Origin of the sequence: Geobacter benzoatilyticus, assembly GCF_017338855.1 — a bacterium.
Taxonomy (GTDB): domain Bacteria; phylum Desulfobacterota; class Desulfuromonadia; order Geobacterales; family Geobacteraceae; genus Geobacter; species Geobacter benzoatilyticus.
Genome location: NZ_CP071382.1, coordinates 742,141 through 760,362, shown reverse-complemented (window position 1 = coordinate 760,362; position 18,222 = coordinate 742,141). Strand labels below are relative to the sequence as shown.

The following is an 18,222-nucleotide window of genomic DNA, read 5'->3' as shown; positions in this document are numbered from 1 at the left end:
GGGAGAAATAATTAAAAGCTCCTAAGCGTCGCTTATTGGTTGAATATATAGAGGAGAACCGCTCCCCCGGCAAAAATGCGATACCAGACAAAGGGGTAGAGGGAATAGCGCTGCACCAGCTTGAGAAGGAGGGCGACGCTTATGTAGCCGAACGCAGCCGAGACGGCGATGCCGATCAGAAGCGGCTGCAATTCACCTTGTGGCACTCCCTGATGCGCCAGTTGGCCCACTTTCAGCAAGGCGGCCCCGGCAACTATGGGGAGCGAGAGGAGGAACGAGAACCGGGCGGCCGTCTCGCGGCTGAAGCCGAGGAACAGGGCCGCGGTAATTGTGATGCCGGAACGGGAAGCCCCGGGAATGAGCGCCAGACACTGGGCCAGGCCGATCAGCATGGCGTTTTTGAGGTTGATGCGGTCCATTTGCAGGCGTTTTGCGCCCATGGTGTCGGCCAGGGCCAGCAGAAGGCCGAAGCCGATGAGGAGCGTGGCGATTATGGCCGGATTTGAACGGAAGATTTCTTCAATGGGTTCTTCGAGAGTCTTGCCGACGATGGCGGCCGGGATGCACGCTGCAACTATGTAATAGGGAAGGCGGATGGCGGGGGAGCCTGCTCCCTCCCTGAGCCCTGCGATGGCGTTTACGGCCATTTTGGAGATGTCGCGGCGGAAGTAGAAGGCCAAAGCGATGAAGGTCCCCAGATGGAGCGCGACGTCGAAGGTGAGCCCCGATTCGGGCCAGCCCAGCAGCCATGGAACAAGAATCAGGTGTGCCGAACTGCTTATGGGAAGCACTTCGGTCAGTCCTTGAACGGCTCCGAGTACTGTTGCGTGAAGGGGGTTCATAACCGGTCTCCTTGGTGTGCGGGCATAAGTTATACAACCTAATAAATATGTGCCCACAAGTCAAAGGTTGATGCTGATATGGCACAGAGTTGTAACATCGTCGCAATAATTTTCATAGGCAAAGGAGCGATTTTGTGTTATTTCTCTTCTGTTACAGACCTTAATCAGCGCGGCGTAGTGCCGCCTACCAGAATCGGAGGAAGCAATGTTCGGCCTTATTCCGAAGGAAGAGAAGTTTTTTGCCCTGTTCAATGACATGACCGCCAATATCATCGAGGGGGCCAAGCTCCTCAAGGATATGATGGATAATTACGACGACCCCCAGGGGAGTCAGAAAAAGATCAAGGACATCGAGCATAAGGGTGATCAGATAACCCACGACATCATCCAGAAACTCAACAAGAGCTTCGTGACCCCCCTTGACCGGGAGGATATCTACTCCCTGTCGGCGGCCCTCGATGACATGATCGACCTCATTGACGCATCATCGCAGCGCTTCATCATGTATAACGTGGAGAAACCGACACAGGAAGCGAAGGAGCTTGCCTTCATCATCCTCAAGTCGTGCGAGGCGGTTGCCAAGGCAGTGGGACACCTGGGGGGCAAGTTCGAGCATATGGCAGGGCACTGCGTTGAGGTCAACGCCCTGGAAAACGAGGCTGACCGCGTTTGCCGCGAGGCCATAAGCAAGCTCTTCGACGAAGAGAAGGATCCGATTCAGCTCATCAAGTGGAAAGAGATTTACGAAACACTCGAGCGGGCAACCGATAAGTGCGAGGACGCAGCCAACATCCTTGAGAGCGTGGTGGTGAAAAATGCCTGATGCGACATTGCTCATGCTTGTCCTGGTTATCGGGGCGGCACTGGCTTTCGACTACATCAACGGCTTCCACGATACGGCAAATGCCATCGCCACCTGCGTATCCACCCGCGCCCTTTCCATAAGGGCTGCAATCACCATGGCGGCGGTGCTCAACTTCGCCGGCGCAATGATTTCCACGAAAGTGGCCGCCACAATCGGCAAGGGGATAGTGGATGCCAACAACGTAACTCAGATGGTGGTGCTTGCCGGGATACTCGGCGCCATCGTCTGGGACCTCATCACCTGGTATTACGGGCTTCCCGCATCCTCTTCCCATGCCATCATCGGTGGACTGATGGGGGCGGTCATAGCCCATGCCGGTACGGCTGCCCTCCATTGGAAGGGGCTTGAAAAGATAGTCCTGTCGCTGGTTCTTTCCCCCATCGTTGGCGTCGTGCTCGGTTTCATTGCCATGATCATCATGCTTTGGTGCTTCAAGAGCAAATCGCCCCATTCCATCAATAATAATTTCCGGCGGCTCCAAGTCCTGTCGGCCGCTTTCATGGCCTTCTCCCACGGCACCGCCGACGCCCAGAAATCCATGGGCGTCATCACCATGGCACTGGTGAGTTACGGCTCCCTGACCACCTTCGATGTCCCCACATGGGTCAAGATTGCCTGCGCATTGGCCATGGGCTTCGGCACCGCTGCCGGCGGGTGGCGGATCATCAAGACTGTCGGGAAGGACTTCGTGAAGCTTCAACCGGTTCACGGCTTCTGCGTCGAAACCGCCTCGGCGGGGGTCATCCTGGGGGCCTCATCCATCGGGATGCCGGTAAGTACCACCCACGTAATCACCTCATCCATCCTCGGCGTCGGCCTCTCGAAGCGCCTCACTGCGGTAAACTGGAACGTGGCAGGCAGGATAATCGTCGCCTGGGTTCTGACTATCCCGGCATCGGCGATCATGGCCTACGTCTGCTATCAGGTTCTTAGCCCGCTGCTCGGGCAGTGAGCGCGGGGATTCCCGTGGGTGCCCGGCCGATTGGCTACGGTTGGTAAAAATTCAGAGAAAATGAAAAAGCGGGGATTTCCCCGCTTTTTCTATTCCAGGTCCTCGCCCAGTTCTTCCATTTCATCGGTGAGAGTGGCAAGGGTTTCGTCCTTTTTCCGGAAGCGGACGATGAGCCAGTAGCAGAGGGCGTAGGAGAAGAGGGCCGCTGCAAAGCCTAAAATGGATGAGCCGATGATGAGGGTTGCGGCATGGCTCTTGAGGTGAACCCACTGGATACTCTTGAAATGGAATTCCTGGGGAGGGAGTCCTCTGACGACGAGGCCGATCTTGTAGCTGGCGGCCAGGACCGGCACTACGGTGAGGGGGGTGTTGACCCAGGCGCCCGTGACGCAGGTGAGCTTGTTGAGCCGGAAGATGAAGGCTGCTGCTATGGCAAGAACGGTGTGCAGCGAGAAAAAGGGGGTGAATCCGATAAATACGCCGACGGCCAGCCCCGCTGCGATATGGCCCGGATGGCTGTCCAGGGAAAGAATCGCTCGTATGTTGTGCTTCCACTTCTCTTTGTTGATCACGAAATCCTCCGCAGGTAACGCAGGGGTTCGAGTCTAAGGTCCCGTCCCCCGCATTGTCAATCCATTTCCCCCCAGCCCGTCTCCCCCGGTTTTTTGTCCCCATCTTCACCCCTGACAAATTATATACTTCCGCTATACTTAGAACTTGTTCGTAAATAAGCTTTGCGGTCCCGCATCCCGCCTTCACGGCATCTTTGCCTCGGCCTCAATCGCAAAATCCTCAACGTAGCCTTGCTACGCCTGCGGTTTTGTTCAATCGGTCAAGTCAAATCTGCCCCAAATCCGGGCGCGGTCCTCGCGGCAGTTGTTTACGGACAAGTTCTTATTAACGGTTGACAACGAGGAATGTGATATATATAAAAATATATATGTTTGATGCGCCGTAGGGATTATGAAGGACATCAACGAGAAGGGGTTGCCCGTGAAGTTTTTTGCTGCCGGCTTGCTGATACTGTTGCTGGTTCCCAATGTGCTGCTGGGGGCCGAGCGTTCCGTCGCCCTCGATGAGGTGCTTATACTTGCCCTGGAACGGAACCATCTGGTGAGCGGCGCAGCCTACGAAAAGCAGGCCGCCGAAGAGGGGGCCGCGGCGAGCCGCAGCCGTTACTTGCCGCGCATTACGTTCGACGAGGCGTTCAGCGCTTCCGACCTCCCCACCCGGGTTTTCATGATGAAGCTGGATCAGGGGCGCTTCACCGCGAACGACTTCGCCATCGGCAATCTGAATACCCCTTCCTCCACCACTGATTTCCGCACATCACTCTCCCTGGAGCAGCCCCTGTTCGATCTGGGGATAGGCTACGGGCGGGAGATGGCCCAGCGGGAGGCCGAACGGATGGGCGAACGGTTCGAGGGGCGGCGCGAGGATGTGGGGTTTGCGGTTTATGCCGCGTATCTCGGTGTGCAGAGGGCAAAGGCGGTGCTGGCGGCGGCCGAGAAGGATGTGGCCGAGGCACGGGAGCACCTGCGGGTGGCAAAGGTCCGCAACGAGCAGGGAGCCGGCCTCAAGTCCGATGAGCTGCGGGCACGTACCTTTCTTTCGGAGATGGAGGAGCGAAACATTACCGCACTCAACGACCTGAAGCTGGCCAAAATGCGGTTGGCGCTGGCCGTGGGGGGGGATGCCGGCGACTCCCTCGACATCCGGGGGGATGTGACGGCAGAGGCATTCCGTCTGGACGAGGCGGAGGTCGTGGGGACGGCCGTTGCCAACCGCCGTGACCTGAAGGGTGCCGAAAAAGGGGTGGAGCGGGCCGAGGCCGCCGTGGGACTTGCCCGCAGTGCCTGGTTTCCAACGGTTTACGGCGGGGCTTCAGTGCAGATGAATGACAGGGATGTTCCCTTTGGCCATGACAACGACGGATGGAGCGCGGGGGTGAACCTGCGCTGGGAAATCTTCGACGGACTCGGGCGAAGCCACAACTCGGCCAGGGCCCGTGCTGAGCGGGATGCGGCGAACCAGTACCGGGAACAGCTGCGCAAGGAAATCGAACTTCAGGTGCGCGAGAGCATCCTGCGCCGCGCCGAGGCCGGGAAGCGGCTGGAGGTGGCGCGTCACGCGCTTCTGGCGGCCGAAGAGGGGACGCGGCTGGTGAACAAGCGGTTTGCAAACGGTCTTGCCACCATGGTGGAGCTCCTGGATGCCCAGTCATCCCTGAACCGTGCCCGTACCGGGCTTGTGGAGCGGGAGACCGACCACCTGCTGGCTACGGCGCGGATTTACCATGCCGCCGGCATATTCCTGAAGGAGATGACCCAATGAGGAGCCCCACGGCAATAATTCCACTCCTTGCTTTAACCGTTCTTGCCTTTTCCGGCTGTGGCGGCGACAAGGCGGGATCCGGAGAAAAAGAGAAGCCCGTCGTCGTGACCGGAGTGCCGACGGAGAAGGTTGAATCGGTGGCGCTTCCCGAAGGGATGGAGGCGGTGGGGACGGTTAAGGCCCGCAACTCCGCAGTCATTGCTTCCCGGATTCCGGGTACGGTTACCGGCGTTTTTGTGACTGAGGGACAACGGGTCGGGCGGGGGAAGATTCTCGTGACCCTGGAAGCTGCCGAGAGCACTGCCCAGGCTGCCGCCGCATATGCGTCGGTGGAAGAGGCGGAGAGGGGGCTGGAGGAGGCGCGGGCGCGCCGGCGCCTTGCCGATGCCACCTTCGAGCGTTACCACAACCTCTTCAGGGAGGAAGCGGTCACACGGCAGGAGCTGGACAACCGCCGGGCCGACCGGGACGTGTCCGCCCAGGCGGTGGCCCGGTCGGAGGCGAGGGTGGCGGCGGCGCGGCAGGCTGCCCGCGCGGCCGGAGCCGTTGCCGGCTACACCCGCATCTCGGCTCCCATGGCCGGAGTGGTCACGGCGAAGCAGGTGGAGCGGGGAATGACGGTTTTTCCGGGTACGCCGCTGCTGACCGTTGAGGAAGAGGGAAACTATCGCCTTGAAGTGGCGATTCCGGAATCCCTTGTGGCACAGGTGAGGGTTGGCGACACGGTACAGGTGTCGGTGGATGGGGCCGGTGTAGCCTCCTCCGGGCGCATTGCCGAGGTGGTTCCTGCCGCGGACCCGGCGAGCCGCACCTTTACCACCAAAGTCGATATCGCGGGCAAAGGGCTGAAATCCGGGATGTTCGGCCGCGTATTCCTCGCGACCGGCGAGCGGAAAGGCGTCGCCGTCCCCCGGGGTGCCGTCGTGGAGCGTGGTGCTCTCACGTCCGTATGGGTGGTTGACGGGCGCAACATTGCCCGGATGCGGCTTGTCAAGACCGGCTCGCTCCATGGGGACCGCCTGGAAATCCTCTCGGGGCTCTCCCCGGGGGAGCGGGTGGTGACCGGCGGCGTGGAGAAGGTGGTCGAAGGGGCGGAAGTCCGATAATACGGTTTTTCAGCCATTGGGGAGGCGCTCTGCATGCGTCTCGGCGATGATGATATCCGCAGCGGGAGGTACCTCGTCTGGTTCCTCTGCTTCCTTGCGGTCTGGCTGCTGCTTGCCGGTATAGTTCTGGTGGTGCGTCACGGCTGGTCGTTTCCCGATATGGAATAGGGTGCATTAGATGGAAAAACTCGGCATTGCCGGAAAAATAGCCAAATCGTTCATCAACTCGAAGCTGACTCCTCTTCTGGTACTGGCCGCGCTTCTGCTCGGGGTCTATGCGGTGCTCGTGACCCCGCGGGAGGAGGAGCCCCAGATTGTCGTGCCGATGATCGACATCTACCTCCCACTTCCCGGTTCTACCCCCAAGGAGGTGGAGGAGCGGGTGGTGGTCCCCTTTGAGAAGACCATGTGGGAGCTTCCGGGGGTGGAGTACGTCTACTCCATGAGCAAGCCGGGGATGGGGCTGGTGACGGTCCGTTTCCTCGTGGGCGAGGATATGGAGAAGTCCCTCGTCAAGCTCCACAACAAGGTGATGGAAAAGCGGACCATCCTCCCCCCGGGGGCCGGTGAGCCGCTGGTGATGCCCAAGTCCATAGATGATGTGCCGATCCTGACCCTGACCCTCTGGTCCGGCCGCTACGACGGCCAGACGCTCCGGAAATTGGGGCGCGAGCTCTGCGAAGAACTGAAGAAGGGGTACAACGTTGCCGAAACCAGGATTGTGGGTGGGCTCGGCCGCCAACTCACGGTGCGTCTCGATTCTGCGCGGCTGGCCGCCTACGGACTCTCGCCCCTCCAGGTGATGGGGGCGATCAAGGGGGGGAACGCACGCCTGCCTTCCGGGGCCTTCTCCACCGGGAACCGGGAGTTTCTGGTGGAGACCGGCAGCTTCATCGCCGATGCCGAGGATGCCCGGCGGCTGGTGGTGAGCGCCCGCGACGGCCGCCCCGTCTACCTCTCCGACGTGGCCACGGTGGTGGACGGTCCCGAGGAGCCAAAGGACTACGTCTTCTTCGGCCTGGGACCGGCGGCGGACCACAAGGGGATTTCCGGAAACCGGGCCGAGAGCTACCCGGCGGTCACCCTCTCCGTGGCAAAGCGCAAGGGGGCCAACGCCACCTGGGTGGCGGAGGACCTGATCCGGCGGGTGGAGTTCCTGAAGGGTAAAGTCATCCCCTCCGACGTGCAGGTTACGGTCACCCGCAACTACGGCGAGACCGCGAAAGAGAAGAACAACGAACTTCTGTTCCACATGTTCCTGGCGGCCATTTCGGTCACGCTTCTCATAGCCGTTTTCATGGGGTGGCGGGCCGGAGCGGTGGCGGCCATCGCCATCCCGGTGACCCTGGCCCTCACCATGCTGGTCTTCAACCTGATCGGCTACACCCTGAACCGGATTACGCTGTTCGCCCTCATCTTCTCCATCGGCATCCTGGTGGACGACGCTATCGTGGTTGTGGAGAACATCCACCGCTATTTCACCACCACCCGGTTCAAGCCCCTGGAGGCGGCCATCCGGGCCGTGGACGAGATCGGCAACCCCACGGTGCTCGCCACCTTTGCAGTCATCGCCTCCATCCTCCCCATGGGGTTCGTGGGGGGGCTCATGGGGCCGTACATGCGGCCCATTCCCGTGGGGGCCAGCATGGCGATGCTCCTCTCCATGTTCATTGCCTTCATGGTCACCCCATACTTTGCCTACCGGCTCATGAAAGGGGAGTCCCATTTCGGGAGCGATGCCGAGGCGGAGGAGTCGAAACTCACGCTTTTCTACCGGAAGTGGATGGGGCGTCTCATCCACCGCAAGCCGCTCCGCTACGGCTTTCTGGCCGGGGTGACGGTGCTGCTGCTCGTGTCGTGCTCTCTCATCTACTTCAAGCTCGTCACCGTGAAGATGCTCCCCTTTGACAACAAGAACGAGCTCCAGGTTATCATCGACGCCCCCGAGGGGACCCCCCTGGAGGAAACGGCGCGGATGACCGTAGAGATGGCCGAGGCCCTGCGCACCGTGCCGGAGGTGACCGACTTCCAGACCTACGTGGGGACCAGCGCTCCCTTCAATTTCAACGGTCTCGTGCGCCATTACTATTTGCGGAGCGGCTCCAACGTGGCCGACATCCAGGTGAACTTCCTTCCCAAGGGAGAGCGCAAGGACCAGTCCCACGCCCTGGCTACCCGCATAAGGCCCGTTCTCAAGGCCGTGGCCGACCGCCACGGCGCCCGCATCAAGGTTGCCGAGGTGCCGCCGGGACCACCGGTCATCTCCACGCTCGTCACCGAAGTGTACGGGCCGGACCAGGCGACTCGCCTTGATATAGCGGCAAAAATCAAGGCTATCTACGAGAAGATTGACGGGGTGGTGGACACCGATTGGTACGTGGAGGACAACCAGCAGAAAGTCACCTTTGCCGTGGACCGGGAGAAAGCTGCCCTCTCCGGCATTGCCGTGGAGGATGTGGCGAAGGCGCTCCGGATTGCCCTTGCGGGGATGGACGCCGGCATCATGCACCTGCCGGAAGAAAAAGAGCCGGTTCCCATAACGCTTCGGCTTCCGGTTGAGCAGCGGAGCTCCGTGGCTTCCCTTTCCTCCATCTACGTGCCCGGCCCCCGCGGAAACGTCCCCCTGTCGCAGCTGATACGGGTCGCCACCGGTAATGAGGACCGGAGCCTCTACCGGAAGAACCTGAAGAGCGTCGTCTATGTCACCGGCGATGTGGCCGGGAAGATCGAGGCGCCGGTTTACGCTATCCTGAAGATGCAGAAGGAGATTGACAAGATAGCGCTCCCCGGCGGCTACCATATCGAGCAGCGGGCCGCCACCCAGCCCTGGAGCGAGGAGCGCCCCGGCATCAAGTGGGACGGCGAGTGGCACATTACCTATGAGGTATTCCGTGACCTGGGGCTTGCATTCGGAGCGGTGATGATCCTAATCTATGTCCTGGTTGTGGCCTGGTTCAAGGATTTCACCACTCCCCTCGTCATAATGGTGCCGATTCCCCTCACCCTCATCGGCATCCTGCCGGGGCACGCCCTTTTCGGCGCCTTTTTCACCGCCACGAGCATGATCGGTTTCATCGCCCTGGCAGGCATCATTGTGCGCAACTCCATCATCCTCATAGATTTCGCCGAATTGAAGCGGCGGGAGGGGCTGCCACTGGATGAAGCCATCATCGAGGCGGGCGCGGTGCGGTTCCGGCCCATGCTTCTGACCGCGGCGGCGGTGGTGGTGGGGAGCTTCGTCATCGTCTTCGACCCCATCTTCCAGGGGCTGGCTCTGGCCATGATGTTCGGGGAGATTGCTTCCACTACCCTTTCCCGCGTGACCATACCGATACTGTACTATCTGGTGGAGGACTGGAAGGAGCGCCGCCGGAAACGCGACTTTCCCGCAATATCTGCGTAAGTCTTCGGGTTCGCTTGTGCGGCGTAGCGCTGCTACGCCTCCGCGCTCTCCCTTGACAGCCTTGATCTTGCGGGAAATTCACGTTTCCTCGATCACACAATAAATTTTGGAGGTTCAATGTTCTGGCAGAATAAACAAAACGTTCCCGTTGCGGAGTCCGTGGCGGATAAGGTGGGCATAGAGGCGGAAGGTTTTTACCGCTCGGGGAAGATGCACTGCGCCGAATCGGTGCTCATGGCGGCCCGTAACCAGTTTTTCCCCTCCTTACCCGAGGAGGTCGTGCGGGCTGCATCCGGTTTCGGCGGCGGTTCCGGGGTGGGGTGCATCTGCGGCGCCGTCTCCGGCGGCACCATGGCCTTCGGTTTCGTCCTGAAGGACGACAAGCGTACCCTCAAGCGGGTCACCAAGGAGCTGCACGAGTGGTTCAAGCACGAGTACGGCGCCGCCTGCTGCCGCATTGCCACTAAAAACGCCAAGGACAAGGGTGGGTGCGCGGTCCTGACCGGCGAGGTGGCGAAGAAGGTGGCCGAGCTTCTGCTGTCGTAGGGGCGAATCTTGTATTCGCCCGGTACTGGGGCGATCATGAGGATTGCCCCGACGAAACAAGGAGGTTTGTCATGGAACTCACGAGATCGTATGCATTCGGCAAGACTGTGGAGATGGGCTATGCGGAGACCGTGGCCAGAGTCCGGGAGGAACTGGCGAAGGAAGGGTTCGGCGTCCTCACCGAGATCGACGTTACGGAGAAGTTCCGGGAGAAACTGGGCCGTGACTTCCGCGACTACATAATCCTTGGAGCCTGCAACCCGGCCATGGCCTGGGAGGCGTTCCAAATGGAGCTGAACATCGGGACCCTGCTTCCCTGCAACGTGTGCGTCTACACCGGCAATGACGGGAAAACCGTCGTGATGGCCATGGACCCGGTAGCTGCACTCGGTATCATCGGCAACGCCGAACTGACCGACGTGGCCGCAACGGTGCGGCAGAAAATGGAGCGGGTGCTGGCCGCCCTGTAACAAACGCAAGGAGAATAGCTTATGTACATCGATCGCCTGCTCAGAATCATTGCCGGCAGCTTCATTCTGATTTCGCTGCTGCTGGCCCATTATCACAGCCCCAACTGGCTCTGGTTCACCGCCTTCGTGGGGCTGAACCTCTTCCAGTCGGGATTCACCAACTGGTGCCCCATGATTACCATCCTGGATAAACTGGGGGTGCCGAGGTTCCCCAATGAGAGCTGCCGCAAATGAGCTGCCGGATAACCATCCTTTGCGACAACTCCGTGGGACCCATTGCCGGCACCATCGGAGAGCACGGTTTCTCCGCCCTGGTGGAGTGGGACGGCGGCTCGCTCCTGTTCGACACCGGCAGCGGCAAGGGGCTTCTTCCCAATGCCCAGCGCATGAACCGGGACCTCCGCAGGGTGGGCGCCGTGGCCATTTCCCACGGCCATCACGACCATACCGGCGGGCTGTGGGGGCTTCTTTCCGCCTGCGGCGGAAAAGAAGTACTGGCGCATCCGGGAATCTTTGCCCGGCGCTACCGGGTGAAGGATGGCGGCGCAGCCCTCTCTATAGGTATCCCTTACGCCGAGGAATTTCTCCGGGGCCAGGGTGCCAGTTTCTCCTTTTCGGACCAGTTCCGCGAGGTGGGGCCCGGTCTGTTCCTTACGGGCGAGGTGCCCCGGACGGCAACCTTCGAGGTTGGCGACACGGGGCTTTTCTGTGACGATACAGGGTGTGCCCCGGATTCCATCCGCGATGACCAGTCCCTCATCATCAGTACCGGACGTGGGCTCGTACTCCTTCTGGGCTGCTGCCACGCCGGGCTGGTGAATACCATTGAATGGGCCCGGGAGACCACCGGAGTCGCCGAAATCCATGCGGTCATCGGCGGGACCCACCTCGGTTTCTGCGGCCAAAACCAGCTGGACGAGACGGTGGCCGCGTTGCGCGGGTATGGCGTGCGGAAGATTCTCGGCAGCCATTGCACCGGTTTTGCCGCTGCCGCCCGGCTCCATCAGGAGTTCCCCGGCTGTTTCCACCCGGCTTCCGTGGGCTATACCATCGAAGTTTAGAATGTATGAATCCGTGACGGATGCCTTCCCGCCACGCTACGCGTGCTGCTCGTCACAGATTCGGTAGAAAGATTCCCCTCCTCAACGACGCGACGGCGGACCATTCCATCCGCCGTCGCGTTTTCCTTTTTTTACAATTTATAATCGCGTTTTAATCTAAAGAGATTTCCGTTCCTGCCGATAGGGATTAGTACGCCAATGCACTGTTTTCGCCATAAATTACCGTGTTTTGCATATATATAACCTCGATCCAGCAAAGGAGGCAGCCTATGACAATCAAGCGGTACAGAAACTGGGGGATTCTCCCCAAAGTCATGACCATCTCGGCGCTTACCGTGGTCCTCTTCGCCGGTATGGTCCTCCTCTTTTTCCTCCCCTATATCGAGGGGAAGATGATGGATGGCAAGAAGGAATCAACCAGGAATGTTGTCGAGGTGGCCTTCGCCACCCTTAACCGCTACGGCGAGAAGGCGAAACTGGGGGAGATTCCCCTGGAAGAGGCCCAGCGTCTTGCCATGGCTGATATCAAGGAGCTCCGTTACAAGGGGAAGGAGTATTTCTGGATCAACGACCTTTCTCCCCGGATGATCATGCATCCCGTGAAGCCGGAGCTTGACGGTACAGATCTCTCAGGAAACAAGGACCCGAAGGGGAAACATCTTTTCGTGGAGTTCGTGAAGGTTTGCCGGGAAAAGGGGGCAGGTTTCGTGGATTACATGTGGCCCATGCCCGGCCAGAGCGAGCCGGTACCGAAAATTTCCTACGTGAAGCTCTACGAGCCGTGGGGCTGGATTATCGGAAGCGGCATCTATGTGGATGACGTGCGCAGCGATATGGCAAAGCTCCACTGGGGAGTGATCGGCGGCACGCTCATCTTTTCCGTCCTTACCCTGATGCTTGCCTTGTCCGTGGGGCTCGGCATCGTGCGCCCCCTGCGGAATGTGGTGGCGAGCCTCCACGACATTGCCGACGGGGAGGGAGACCTGACGAAGCGGATTGCCGTGACGCGGGAGGATGAATCGGGAGACCTGGCCCGCTCGTTCAACACCTTTGTGGAAAAGCTTCAGGGGATTATCGGTCAGGTGGCCCAGAACGCTACCATGGTGGCGGCATCGGCAAGCCAGGTGGAATCCGCCTCGCGGCAGATGGCCAATGGCGCCGACCATGTGGCCGGTCAGGCCGGCACGGTGGCCACGGCCAGCGAGGAAATGGCCGCCACGAGCGTCGAGATTGCCGGCAACTGCGTGAGCCTTGCCGAGGGGGCCAACCAGGCAAGCGCCACGGCCCGCACGGGGGCTGCCGTGGTGCAGGAAACCGTGTCGGTAATGAGCCGGATTGCCGAACGGGTTAAGGATGCGGCCCGCACCGTGGACAGCCTCGGCACCAGGAGCGATCAGATAGGGGAAATCATCCGGACCATTGAGGATATTGCCGACCAGACCAACCTCCTGGCGCTGAACGCGGCCATTGAGGCTGCCCGGGCCGGTGAGTACGGCCGCGGTTTTGCGGTGGTGGCCGATGAGGTGCGCGCCCTTGCCGAGCGAACCACCCGCGCCACCAAAGAGATATCACAGATGATCAAGGCGATTCAGCAGGAGACCAAAGGGGCCGTCGCCTCCATGGAGGAGGGGGTCAACGAGGTGGAGCTGGGGACCGGCGAGGCGGCACGCTCGGGGGATGCCCTGCGGGATATCCTTGACCAGATCAACAACGTGACCATGCAAATCAACCAGATAGCCACCGCAGCCGAACAGCAGACTGCCACTACCACCGAGATCAGCCGGAATATCCAGCAGATTACCGATGTTGCCCACGATACTGCCAGCGGGGCACAGCAATCGGCGGGAGCGGCCGGGCAGCTTGCGGAATTGGCGGAAGAATTGCAGAAGCTGGTTGGACGGTTCCGCCTTGCGTCGTGACGGGGTTCTGTGATTAAGGGGTTAGAGCTCTTGGCTCGTGGCGCAGGCACGTTTGTCACCGATTGCAGTGGGTGAAAAAAGTCAAAACACTGACTTTGTTTCCGCATTTTGTAAGCGGCAATTGCGAGAGGAGAAAAAGGTACCATGCGTCTCACCATCAAGAAAAGGATGGGCATCACTCTTGTTCTGACCCTTGTCGGCATGGGTGTCATAATCGGGTTCATGCTCTTCGGTTTCGCCAAGGTTCACCGCCAGCAGGAGTTCATGGAGAAACTCACGCAGGTGAACAATACGGCGCTGCGCGGCAATATCGCCATGCTCAAGGCCAGGGAGTACGAGGCTGAATTCTTCGACCGGAAGCAGGATAAGTGGGTTCCGCGGGTCAAGGAGGCGGTGGCGAAGGTAAACAACAACCTGGACGCCATTGCCGCCGGCACCGAAGACCCGAAGATCCGGGAGTGGGCTGCCGGCGGCAAGAAGCTTGCGGCGCAATATGATGAACTGTTCGCAACGATTGCCCAGAAGGCCCTGGCAAGCAACTTCCAGAGCGAGGAACTTTCCGAGGACCGGGAGGAGTTGCGCGACGTAATTAATGAATTTGAACCGCTGCTGGACAACTATATTCCAAAGCAGGTGGGGGTTGTCTACCAGGCAGCCAGTGCCGAGATGGACCATATCCTCTCTGTTACCCGCATACAGATTCTGGCTACGATTTTTGCTGTTGCCGTGCTGCTGCTGGCCATGCTTGTTTCGACGGCCATGCGGGTCGGGTCTGCGCTCAAACTTTTCGTGGAACGGCTTCGTGACATTTCCGAAGGGGAGGGGGACCTGACGAAGCGGATTGAGTTTGCCCGCCAGGACGAGTTCGGTGAACTTGCCGCATGTTTCAATAATTTTGTGGAGAAGCTCCACGGCATCATCTTCGAGGTTTCCCAGAACACCCTTCAGGTGGCTTCGGCGTCGTATCAGCTCCAGTCCAATGCCGAACAGATGGCCCATGGCGCCGAGGAGGCAGCTTCCCAATCCGGAGCCGTTGCTTCGGCCAGCGAGGAGTTGGCCGCGTCCACCTTTGAAATAGCTTCCAACTGCGGCACCGTGGCGGAAAGCACCCGCAACGCCAACGATACGGCCATGACCGGCGCAACGGTTATCCAGAACACCGTAGCCATAATGGAGCGCATTTCCGACCGGGTAAAGGATTCTGCGCGAACAGTGGAGAGTCTTGGCGAGCGGGGGCAGCAGATCGGCGAAATCATATCCACCATTGAAGACATCGCCGACCAGACGAATCTTCTTGCGCTGAACGCGGCCATCGAAGCGGCCCGCGCCGGTGAGCAGGGGCGCGGTTTTGCCGTCGTTGCCGACGAAGTGCGGGCCCTGGCTGAGCGCACATCCCGGGCGACCCGCGAGATCTCCAAGATGATCAAGGGGGTTCAGGACGGAACCCGTGAAGCCGTTGCCGCCATGGAGGAAGGGGTGCGCGAGGTGGAGAAGGGTACTAGCGAGGCATCCCGTTCGGGTGATGCCATCCGGGAGATTCTCGAACTCTTCCGTGCCCTAGATTCACAGGTGGCCGAGATCGCCACCACTGCCGGCGACCAGACGCGCACCACCAGCGAAATCAGCTCGAACATCCTCACCATCTCCGAAATCATCGAGACCACCGCCAAGGGGGCCTCTGATTCGGCGGCGGCGGCGGATGGCCTGGCTCGACTGGCTGAGCAGCTGAAGTCCCTTGTCGGCAGGTTCCGGCTGGCAGAATAAGGGACGGTGGGATTATCGGCGACAGATTCTTTTTCGGTCTAAAGTTTTCCAGTAGTTGGCCGATTGGAATATATGTGGCACGGAAGACCACATTACCAATCGGAGAGGGAGGCCACCAATGGCACTTATTACGTGGAGCGACAGTCTTAGCGTTAAAGTAAAGCAGTTTGACGATCAGCACAAAAAGCTCGTGGATTTGGTAAACCAGCTTTTCGATGCCATGAAGACCGGAAAAGGTAATCAGGTCATGGGAGACATTCTCAAGCAGCTCACGGCCTATACCCAGACGCATTTTGCCGCCGAAGAGCGGCTTTTGAAGCAGCATGCCTATCCCGAGTTGAGCGCGCATCAGAAGGAGCACAGCGCCCTTGTCACGCAGGTGCTCGATCTTCAGAAGCAGTTCCAGGAGGGGAAAGCGGTCCTGACCCAGAACGTCATGACCTTCCTGCGGGACTGGCTCTCCAAGCACATTCAGGGTGACGACAAGAAATATGGCGAATTCCTCAACGGCAAGGGAATCAAGTAGGCTTTTATTGCCGTGGAAGCGCTGATGGAACGGACCATGCATCGGCTACGGATGTCCGGGGCGGATCTGCGGACGGGGAGGGGATTCGTGAACGTGGCAAAAATATCGGATACGGATCAGCTGGGACTGCTTCGAACTGCCGAAGAGCTAATCGATGCGGCCAATCTCCTGGCCCTGGATGCGGCCCTCGATGGTCTCGAAGATGTCGGGAACGGGCCTGTCTGTACCGATTGCCTCGTGCAGGCCGCGGAACGCGCGGTGCGCGCCACCGGCGATATCGCCCGCCTTGCGGGTGCTGCCGGACTTTGTTAGCAGGCGGTTCAAATTTCTGACTCACCGCGGTTGAGCGGTATAATTCTTACAAAAAAACAGAGGGAGACAGATATGGCCAACGTACTCATTGTGGACGACTCTTCTACCATGAGGAAGATAATTTCCCGTTCGCTCCGGCAGGCGGGACTTCCCGTTGACGAGATATTCGAGGGGGGTGACGGAATCGAAGGACTCAATGTCCTTGCCGGCAAGAGCGTCGATCTTATCCTCTCCGATATCAACATGCCCAACATGGATGGCCTGGAGTTTATCAAGCAGGCCCGGGCCAATGGCTGCAAGGCGCCCATCGTCATGATCACCACCGAAGGGGGCGAGGACATTCTCAAGCAGGCCCTGGAGAACGGCGCCAGCGACAGCATCAAAAAGCCCTTTACTCCGGACCAGCTCAATGAGAAGCTCGGAGGTCTCCTATGACCCTCTCGAGCGGTGTGGCCGAAGCGACCAAGCTTTCAGAGGAGCAGGTCGCAGGCTTCATCATCGATGCCACCAAAGAGGTTTTCGGCACCATGGTGATGATGGAGCTTGAAGACCAGTATCCCCTCCGGGAACCGGTCACGAAATTCCATTGCAGCGTTACGGGAATGGTGGGGCTTGCTGGCACCTATTCGGGAATCCTTTCCATACACTGCCCCCTTGAGTTTGCCCTGCGTATCACCTCCAGCATGCTCGGCATGGAGGTGGACGAGGTGGGAGAAGACGTGAACGACGCCCTGGGCGAGATTGCCAACATGCTGGGCGGCTACGTTAAGATGGTCCTCTCCAAGGGGGGGATGGATCTGCACCTCTCGGTGCCGACGGTTATCTCCGGCGAGGAGTACACCTTGAACGCCATGGCCGACAACGACTGTGTCATCATCCCCTTTGTCAATGACTCCCAGCGGTTTCTCGTGGGGTTGAAGCTGCAGAAGGAAGCATAGATTCGAGCAGGAGCCACTAGATCCATGGATGGGTTCGTCAATCTTACCACTATTGTCAATAATGCCTTCAGGCAGGCCGCGGAAGACAGCGGCATGCTCCTGGGGCAGGAACTCACCATCGGCGAAGCCGATATCATCGCCACGAACCGCGCAACCTACTTCTGCGACATGGACGACGTCTGTTTCGTTGCGGAGGTGACGGCAAGCGGCGAATACTCCGGTACATTCCACACCATTTTCGGGTTGCGGGACGCCATCTGCATGAGCGGTTTCCTCCTCGGCATCCCCCCTGCCCGCATTAACGAGAAGCGTCGTCTTGCCATCATGGAGGACGACGATGTGGATGCCTTCTCCGAGATCATCAACCAGGCGGTCGGCTCCTTCAACTCGGTCTTCCAGCCGGCCTTCGAGAACAAAGTTCACCTGAAGGTGGTCCCCCCCAAGAAGTTCATTCCCGAAACGACGGAACTGACCGATACCGAGCCGGTGCCCGACGGCGAGTACATAATGTTCCGGGCCCGTATGGAGATGCCCGGGCTGGAGATGGGAAATCTCGATATCCTCATGCCGAGGGATCTTGCCGAGCTCTTTGACCCCCCCCAGGAAGAGCCGGAGCCGGAGCCTGTGCCTGAGGAGGCCGCTACCGAAGCGGAGGAGAGCGTTGACGATGGATCGGCCGTTGAGGGGAGCCCCGACGGTGATGAAGCGCCGGTGGCGGCTGCGGCTGCCGGTGATGCCGATGCCGTGGCCGGGCCAGCCGAGGATGCGGCCCGCCGGGTTCTCATACTTGAGGATGACGAAACCGACCGCCGGATGGTTGGCGAGCTCCTTGCGGACCGCGGTTTCGAATTGGTGGAGGCGCGGCTTGACGCTGATATCCAGGAGATTTTTTCTCAAGGGGGAGTTCAGCTCGTGGTCCTCGGTATTCACAACAATGACGACCGGGACATGTCCCTTTGCATCAAGATAAAGGCTATCACCCAGGGCAAAAACCTTCCCATTATCATGTGCGCCAAGGAATGGACCCGCACTGCCGTTCTCAAGGCGGTTAGGTATGGTGCCCGCGATATCATTCTCAAGCCCTACCAGGGGGATGATGTGCTGGCCAAGGTGGATAGATTCATGAACGCCGCGTGACGTTTTCGCGCCCCGTCTCTTGCCGGTCAAAAATGTGACACACAAAT

The 18,222-nt window shown here is 59.6% G+C and carries 19 protein-coding genes; 17 read left to right on the top strand and 2 right to left on the bottom strand.

From position 1 onward, the window contains the following. Positions 1 to 32: 32 nt before the first annotated feature. The gene (locus tag JZM60_RS03605) at positions 33 to 842 is read right to left on the bottom strand and encodes an undecaprenyl-diphosphate phosphatase (protein ID WP_207164156.1); all 810 of its coding nucleotides are present in this window, start codon (positions 840 to 842) and stop codon (positions 33 to 35) included. 205 nt (positions 843 to 1,047) lie between these two features. Between JZM60_RS03605 and JZM60_RS03600 the strand changes: the two genes are divergently transcribed. Together JZM60_RS03600 and JZM60_RS03595 are read left to right on the top strand one after the other, a co-directional pair. Then, positions 1,048 to 1,665, top strand: a complete 618-nt coding sequence (locus tag JZM60_RS03600; protein WP_207164155.1) for a DUF47 domain-containing protein — start codon at positions 1,048 to 1,050, stop codon at positions 1,663 to 1,665. Further along, positions 1,658 to 2,659: an inorganic phosphate transporter gene (locus tag JZM60_RS03595; RefSeq protein ID WP_207164154.1), complete on the top strand. Its 1,002-nt coding sequence runs from the start codon at positions 1,658 to 1,660 to the stop codon at positions 2,657 to 2,659. Before JZM60_RS03600 ends, JZM60_RS03595 begins: the two co-directional genes overlap by 8 nt. Positions 2,660 to 2,748: 89 nt before the next feature. Here the strand turns inward: JZM60_RS03595 and JZM60_RS03590 are convergent, their stop codons facing one another. Next, positions 2,749 to 3,231 (bottom strand): DUF2062 domain-containing protein, encoded by a 483-nt coding sequence (locus tag JZM60_RS03590; protein WP_207164153.1) that lies wholly within the window; start codon positions 3,229 to 3,231, stop codon positions 2,749 to 2,751. Between the two features lie 391 nt (positions 3,232 to 3,622). Between JZM60_RS03590 and JZM60_RS03585 the strand changes: the two genes are divergently transcribed. The 15 genes from JZM60_RS03585 (at position 3,623) to JZM60_RS03520 (ending at position 18,175) form a co-directional block, all read left to right on the top strand. After that, positions 3,623 to 4,993, top strand: coding sequence for a TolC family protein (locus JZM60_RS03585; RefSeq protein ID WP_241426360.1), 1,371 nt, complete (start codon positions 3,623 to 3,625; stop codon positions 4,991 to 4,993). Next, positions 4,990 to 6,099 carry an efflux RND transporter periplasmic adaptor subunit gene (locus tag JZM60_RS03580; protein ID WP_207164152.1) on the top strand — a complete coding sequence of 370 codons (1,110 nt, stop codon included), beginning with the start codon at positions 4,990 to 4,992 and terminating at the stop codon, positions 6,097 to 6,099. Before JZM60_RS03585 ends, JZM60_RS03580 begins: the two co-directional genes overlap by 4 nt. Before the next feature lie 33 nt (positions 6,100 to 6,132). Continuing rightward, positions 6,133 to 6,267 carry a hypothetical protein gene (locus JZM60_RS16840; protein WP_277603781.1) on the top strand — a complete coding sequence of 45 codons (135 nt, stop codon included), beginning with the start codon at positions 6,133 to 6,135 and terminating at the stop codon, positions 6,265 to 6,267. A 10-nt stretch (positions 6,268 to 6,277) separates the two neighbouring features. Continuing rightward, on the top strand, positions 6,278 to 9,502 hold the full coding sequence (locus JZM60_RS03575) for an efflux RND transporter permease subunit (protein WP_207164151.1): 3,225 nt from the start codon (positions 6,278 to 6,280) through the stop codon (positions 9,500 to 9,502). A gap of 117 nt (positions 9,503 to 9,619) precedes the next feature. Then, entirely contained in the window at positions 9,620 to 10,048 is a 429-nt protein-coding gene (locus JZM60_RS03570) for a C-GCAxxG-C-C family protein (RefSeq protein ID WP_207164150.1), read from the top strand. 71 nt (positions 10,049 to 10,119) lie between these two features. Further along, entirely contained in the window at positions 10,120 to 10,518 is a 399-nt protein-coding gene (locus JZM60_RS03565) for a DUF302 domain-containing protein (protein ID WP_207164149.1), read from the top strand. A gap of 21 nt (positions 10,519 to 10,539) precedes the next feature. After that, the gene (locus JZM60_RS03560; RefSeq protein WP_207164148.1) at positions 10,540 to 10,752 is read left to right on the top strand and encodes a YgaP family membrane protein; all 213 of its coding nucleotides are present in this window, start codon (positions 10,540 to 10,542) and stop codon (positions 10,750 to 10,752) included. Continuing rightward, positions 10,749 to 11,579, top strand: coding sequence for an MBL fold metallo-hydrolase (locus tag JZM60_RS03555; protein ID WP_207164147.1), 831 nt, complete (start codon positions 10,749 to 10,751; stop codon positions 11,577 to 11,579). Before JZM60_RS03560 ends, JZM60_RS03555 begins: the two co-directional genes overlap by 4 nt. A gap of 269 nt (positions 11,580 to 11,848) precedes the next feature. Continuing rightward, a complete protein-coding gene (locus JZM60_RS03550; protein ID WP_207164146.1) occupies positions 11,849 to 13,498 on the top strand; it encodes a methyl-accepting chemotaxis protein in 1,650 nt (549 codons plus the stop codon). 144 nt (positions 13,499 to 13,642) lie between these two features. Further along, positions 13,643 to 15,262, top strand: a complete 1,620-nt coding sequence (locus tag JZM60_RS03545) for a methyl-accepting chemotaxis protein (RefSeq protein WP_207164145.1) — start codon at positions 13,643 to 13,645, stop codon at positions 15,260 to 15,262. A gap of 118 nt (positions 15,263 to 15,380) precedes the next feature. Beyond that, positions 15,381 to 15,788: a bacteriohemerythrin gene (locus JZM60_RS03540; protein ID WP_207164144.1), complete on the top strand. Its 408-nt coding sequence runs from the start codon at positions 15,381 to 15,383 to the stop codon at positions 15,786 to 15,788. Between the two features lie 24 nt (positions 15,789 to 15,812). After that, positions 15,813 to 16,100, top strand: a complete 288-nt coding sequence (locus JZM60_RS03535; protein WP_207164143.1) for a hypothetical protein — start codon at positions 15,813 to 15,815, stop codon at positions 16,098 to 16,100. 72 nt (positions 16,101 to 16,172) lie between these two features. Continuing rightward, positions 16,173 to 16,535 carry a response regulator gene (locus JZM60_RS03530; protein WP_004514294.1) on the top strand — a complete coding sequence of 121 codons (363 nt, stop codon included), beginning with the start codon at positions 16,173 to 16,175 and terminating at the stop codon, positions 16,533 to 16,535. Next, complete coding sequence (locus tag JZM60_RS03525; RefSeq protein ID WP_207164142.1) at positions 16,532 to 17,038, top strand: chemotaxis protein CheX; 507 nt, start codon at positions 16,532 to 16,534, stop codon at positions 17,036 to 17,038. Before JZM60_RS03530 ends, JZM60_RS03525 begins: the two co-directional genes overlap by 4 nt. Positions 17,039 to 17,062: 24 nt before the next feature. Then, positions 17,063 to 18,175 (top strand): response regulator, encoded by a 1,113-nt coding sequence (locus JZM60_RS03520; protein ID WP_207164141.1) that lies wholly within the window; start codon positions 17,063 to 17,065, stop codon positions 18,173 to 18,175. Positions 18,176 to 18,222 lie beyond the last annotated feature (47 nt).

What these genes read in the sequence shown, in the direction of transcription:
- JZM60_RS03605 (WP_207164156.1), bottom strand. Translation starts at nt 842, where the DNA reads ATGAACCCCCTTCACGCAACAGTACTCGGAGCCGTTCAAGGACTGACC.
- JZM60_RS03600 (WP_207164155.1), top strand. Translation starts at nt 1,048, where the DNA reads ATGTTCGGCCTTATTCCGAAGGAAGAGAAGTTTTTTGCCCTGTTCAAT.
- JZM60_RS03595 (WP_207164154.1), top strand. Translation starts at nt 1,658, where the DNA reads ATGCCTGATGCGACATTGCTCATGCTTGTCCTGGTTATCGGGGCGGCA.
- JZM60_RS03585 (WP_241426360.1), top strand. Translation starts at nt 3,623, where the DNA reads ATGAAGGACATCAACGAGAAGGGGTTGCCCGTGAAGTTTTTTGCTGCC.
- JZM60_RS03580 (WP_207164152.1), top strand. Translation starts at nt 4,990, where the DNA reads ATGAGGAGCCCCACGGCAATAATTCCACTCCTTGCTTTAACCGTTCTT.
- JZM60_RS16840 (WP_277603781.1), top strand. Translation starts at nt 6,133, where the DNA reads ATGCGTCTCGGCGATGATGATATCCGCAGCGGGAGGTACCTCGTCTGG.
- JZM60_RS03575 (WP_207164151.1), top strand. Translation starts at nt 6,278, where the DNA reads ATGGAAAAACTCGGCATTGCCGGAAAAATAGCCAAATCGTTCATCAAC.
- JZM60_RS03570 (WP_207164150.1), top strand. Translation starts at nt 9,620, where the DNA reads ATGTTCTGGCAGAATAAACAAAACGTTCCCGTTGCGGAGTCCGTGGCG.
- JZM60_RS03565 (WP_207164149.1), top strand. Translation starts at nt 10,120, where the DNA reads ATGGAACTCACGAGATCGTATGCATTCGGCAAGACTGTGGAGATGGGC.
- JZM60_RS03560 (WP_207164148.1), top strand. Translation starts at nt 10,540, where the DNA reads ATGTACATCGATCGCCTGCTCAGAATCATTGCCGGCAGCTTCATTCTG.
- JZM60_RS03555 (WP_207164147.1), top strand. Translation starts at nt 10,749, where the DNA reads ATGAGCTGCCGGATAACCATCCTTTGCGACAACTCCGTGGGACCCATT.
- JZM60_RS03550 (WP_207164146.1), top strand. Translation starts at nt 11,849, where the DNA reads ATGACAATCAAGCGGTACAGAAACTGGGGGATTCTCCCCAAAGTCATG.
- JZM60_RS03545 (WP_207164145.1), top strand. Translation starts at nt 13,643, where the DNA reads ATGCGTCTCACCATCAAGAAAAGGATGGGCATCACTCTTGTTCTGACC.
- JZM60_RS03540 (WP_207164144.1), top strand. Translation starts at nt 15,381, where the DNA reads ATGGCACTTATTACGTGGAGCGACAGTCTTAGCGTTAAAGTAAAGCAG.
- JZM60_RS03535 (WP_207164143.1), top strand. Translation starts at nt 15,813, where the DNA reads ATGGAACGGACCATGCATCGGCTACGGATGTCCGGGGCGGATCTGCGG.
- JZM60_RS03530 (WP_004514294.1), top strand. Translation starts at nt 16,173, where the DNA reads ATGGCCAACGTACTCATTGTGGACGACTCTTCTACCATGAGGAAGATA.
- JZM60_RS03525 (WP_207164142.1), top strand. Translation starts at nt 16,532, where the DNA reads ATGACCCTCTCGAGCGGTGTGGCCGAAGCGACCAAGCTTTCAGAGGAG.
- JZM60_RS03520 (WP_207164141.1), top strand. Translation starts at nt 17,063, where the DNA reads ATGGATGGGTTCGTCAATCTTACCACTATTGTCAATAATGCCTTCAGG.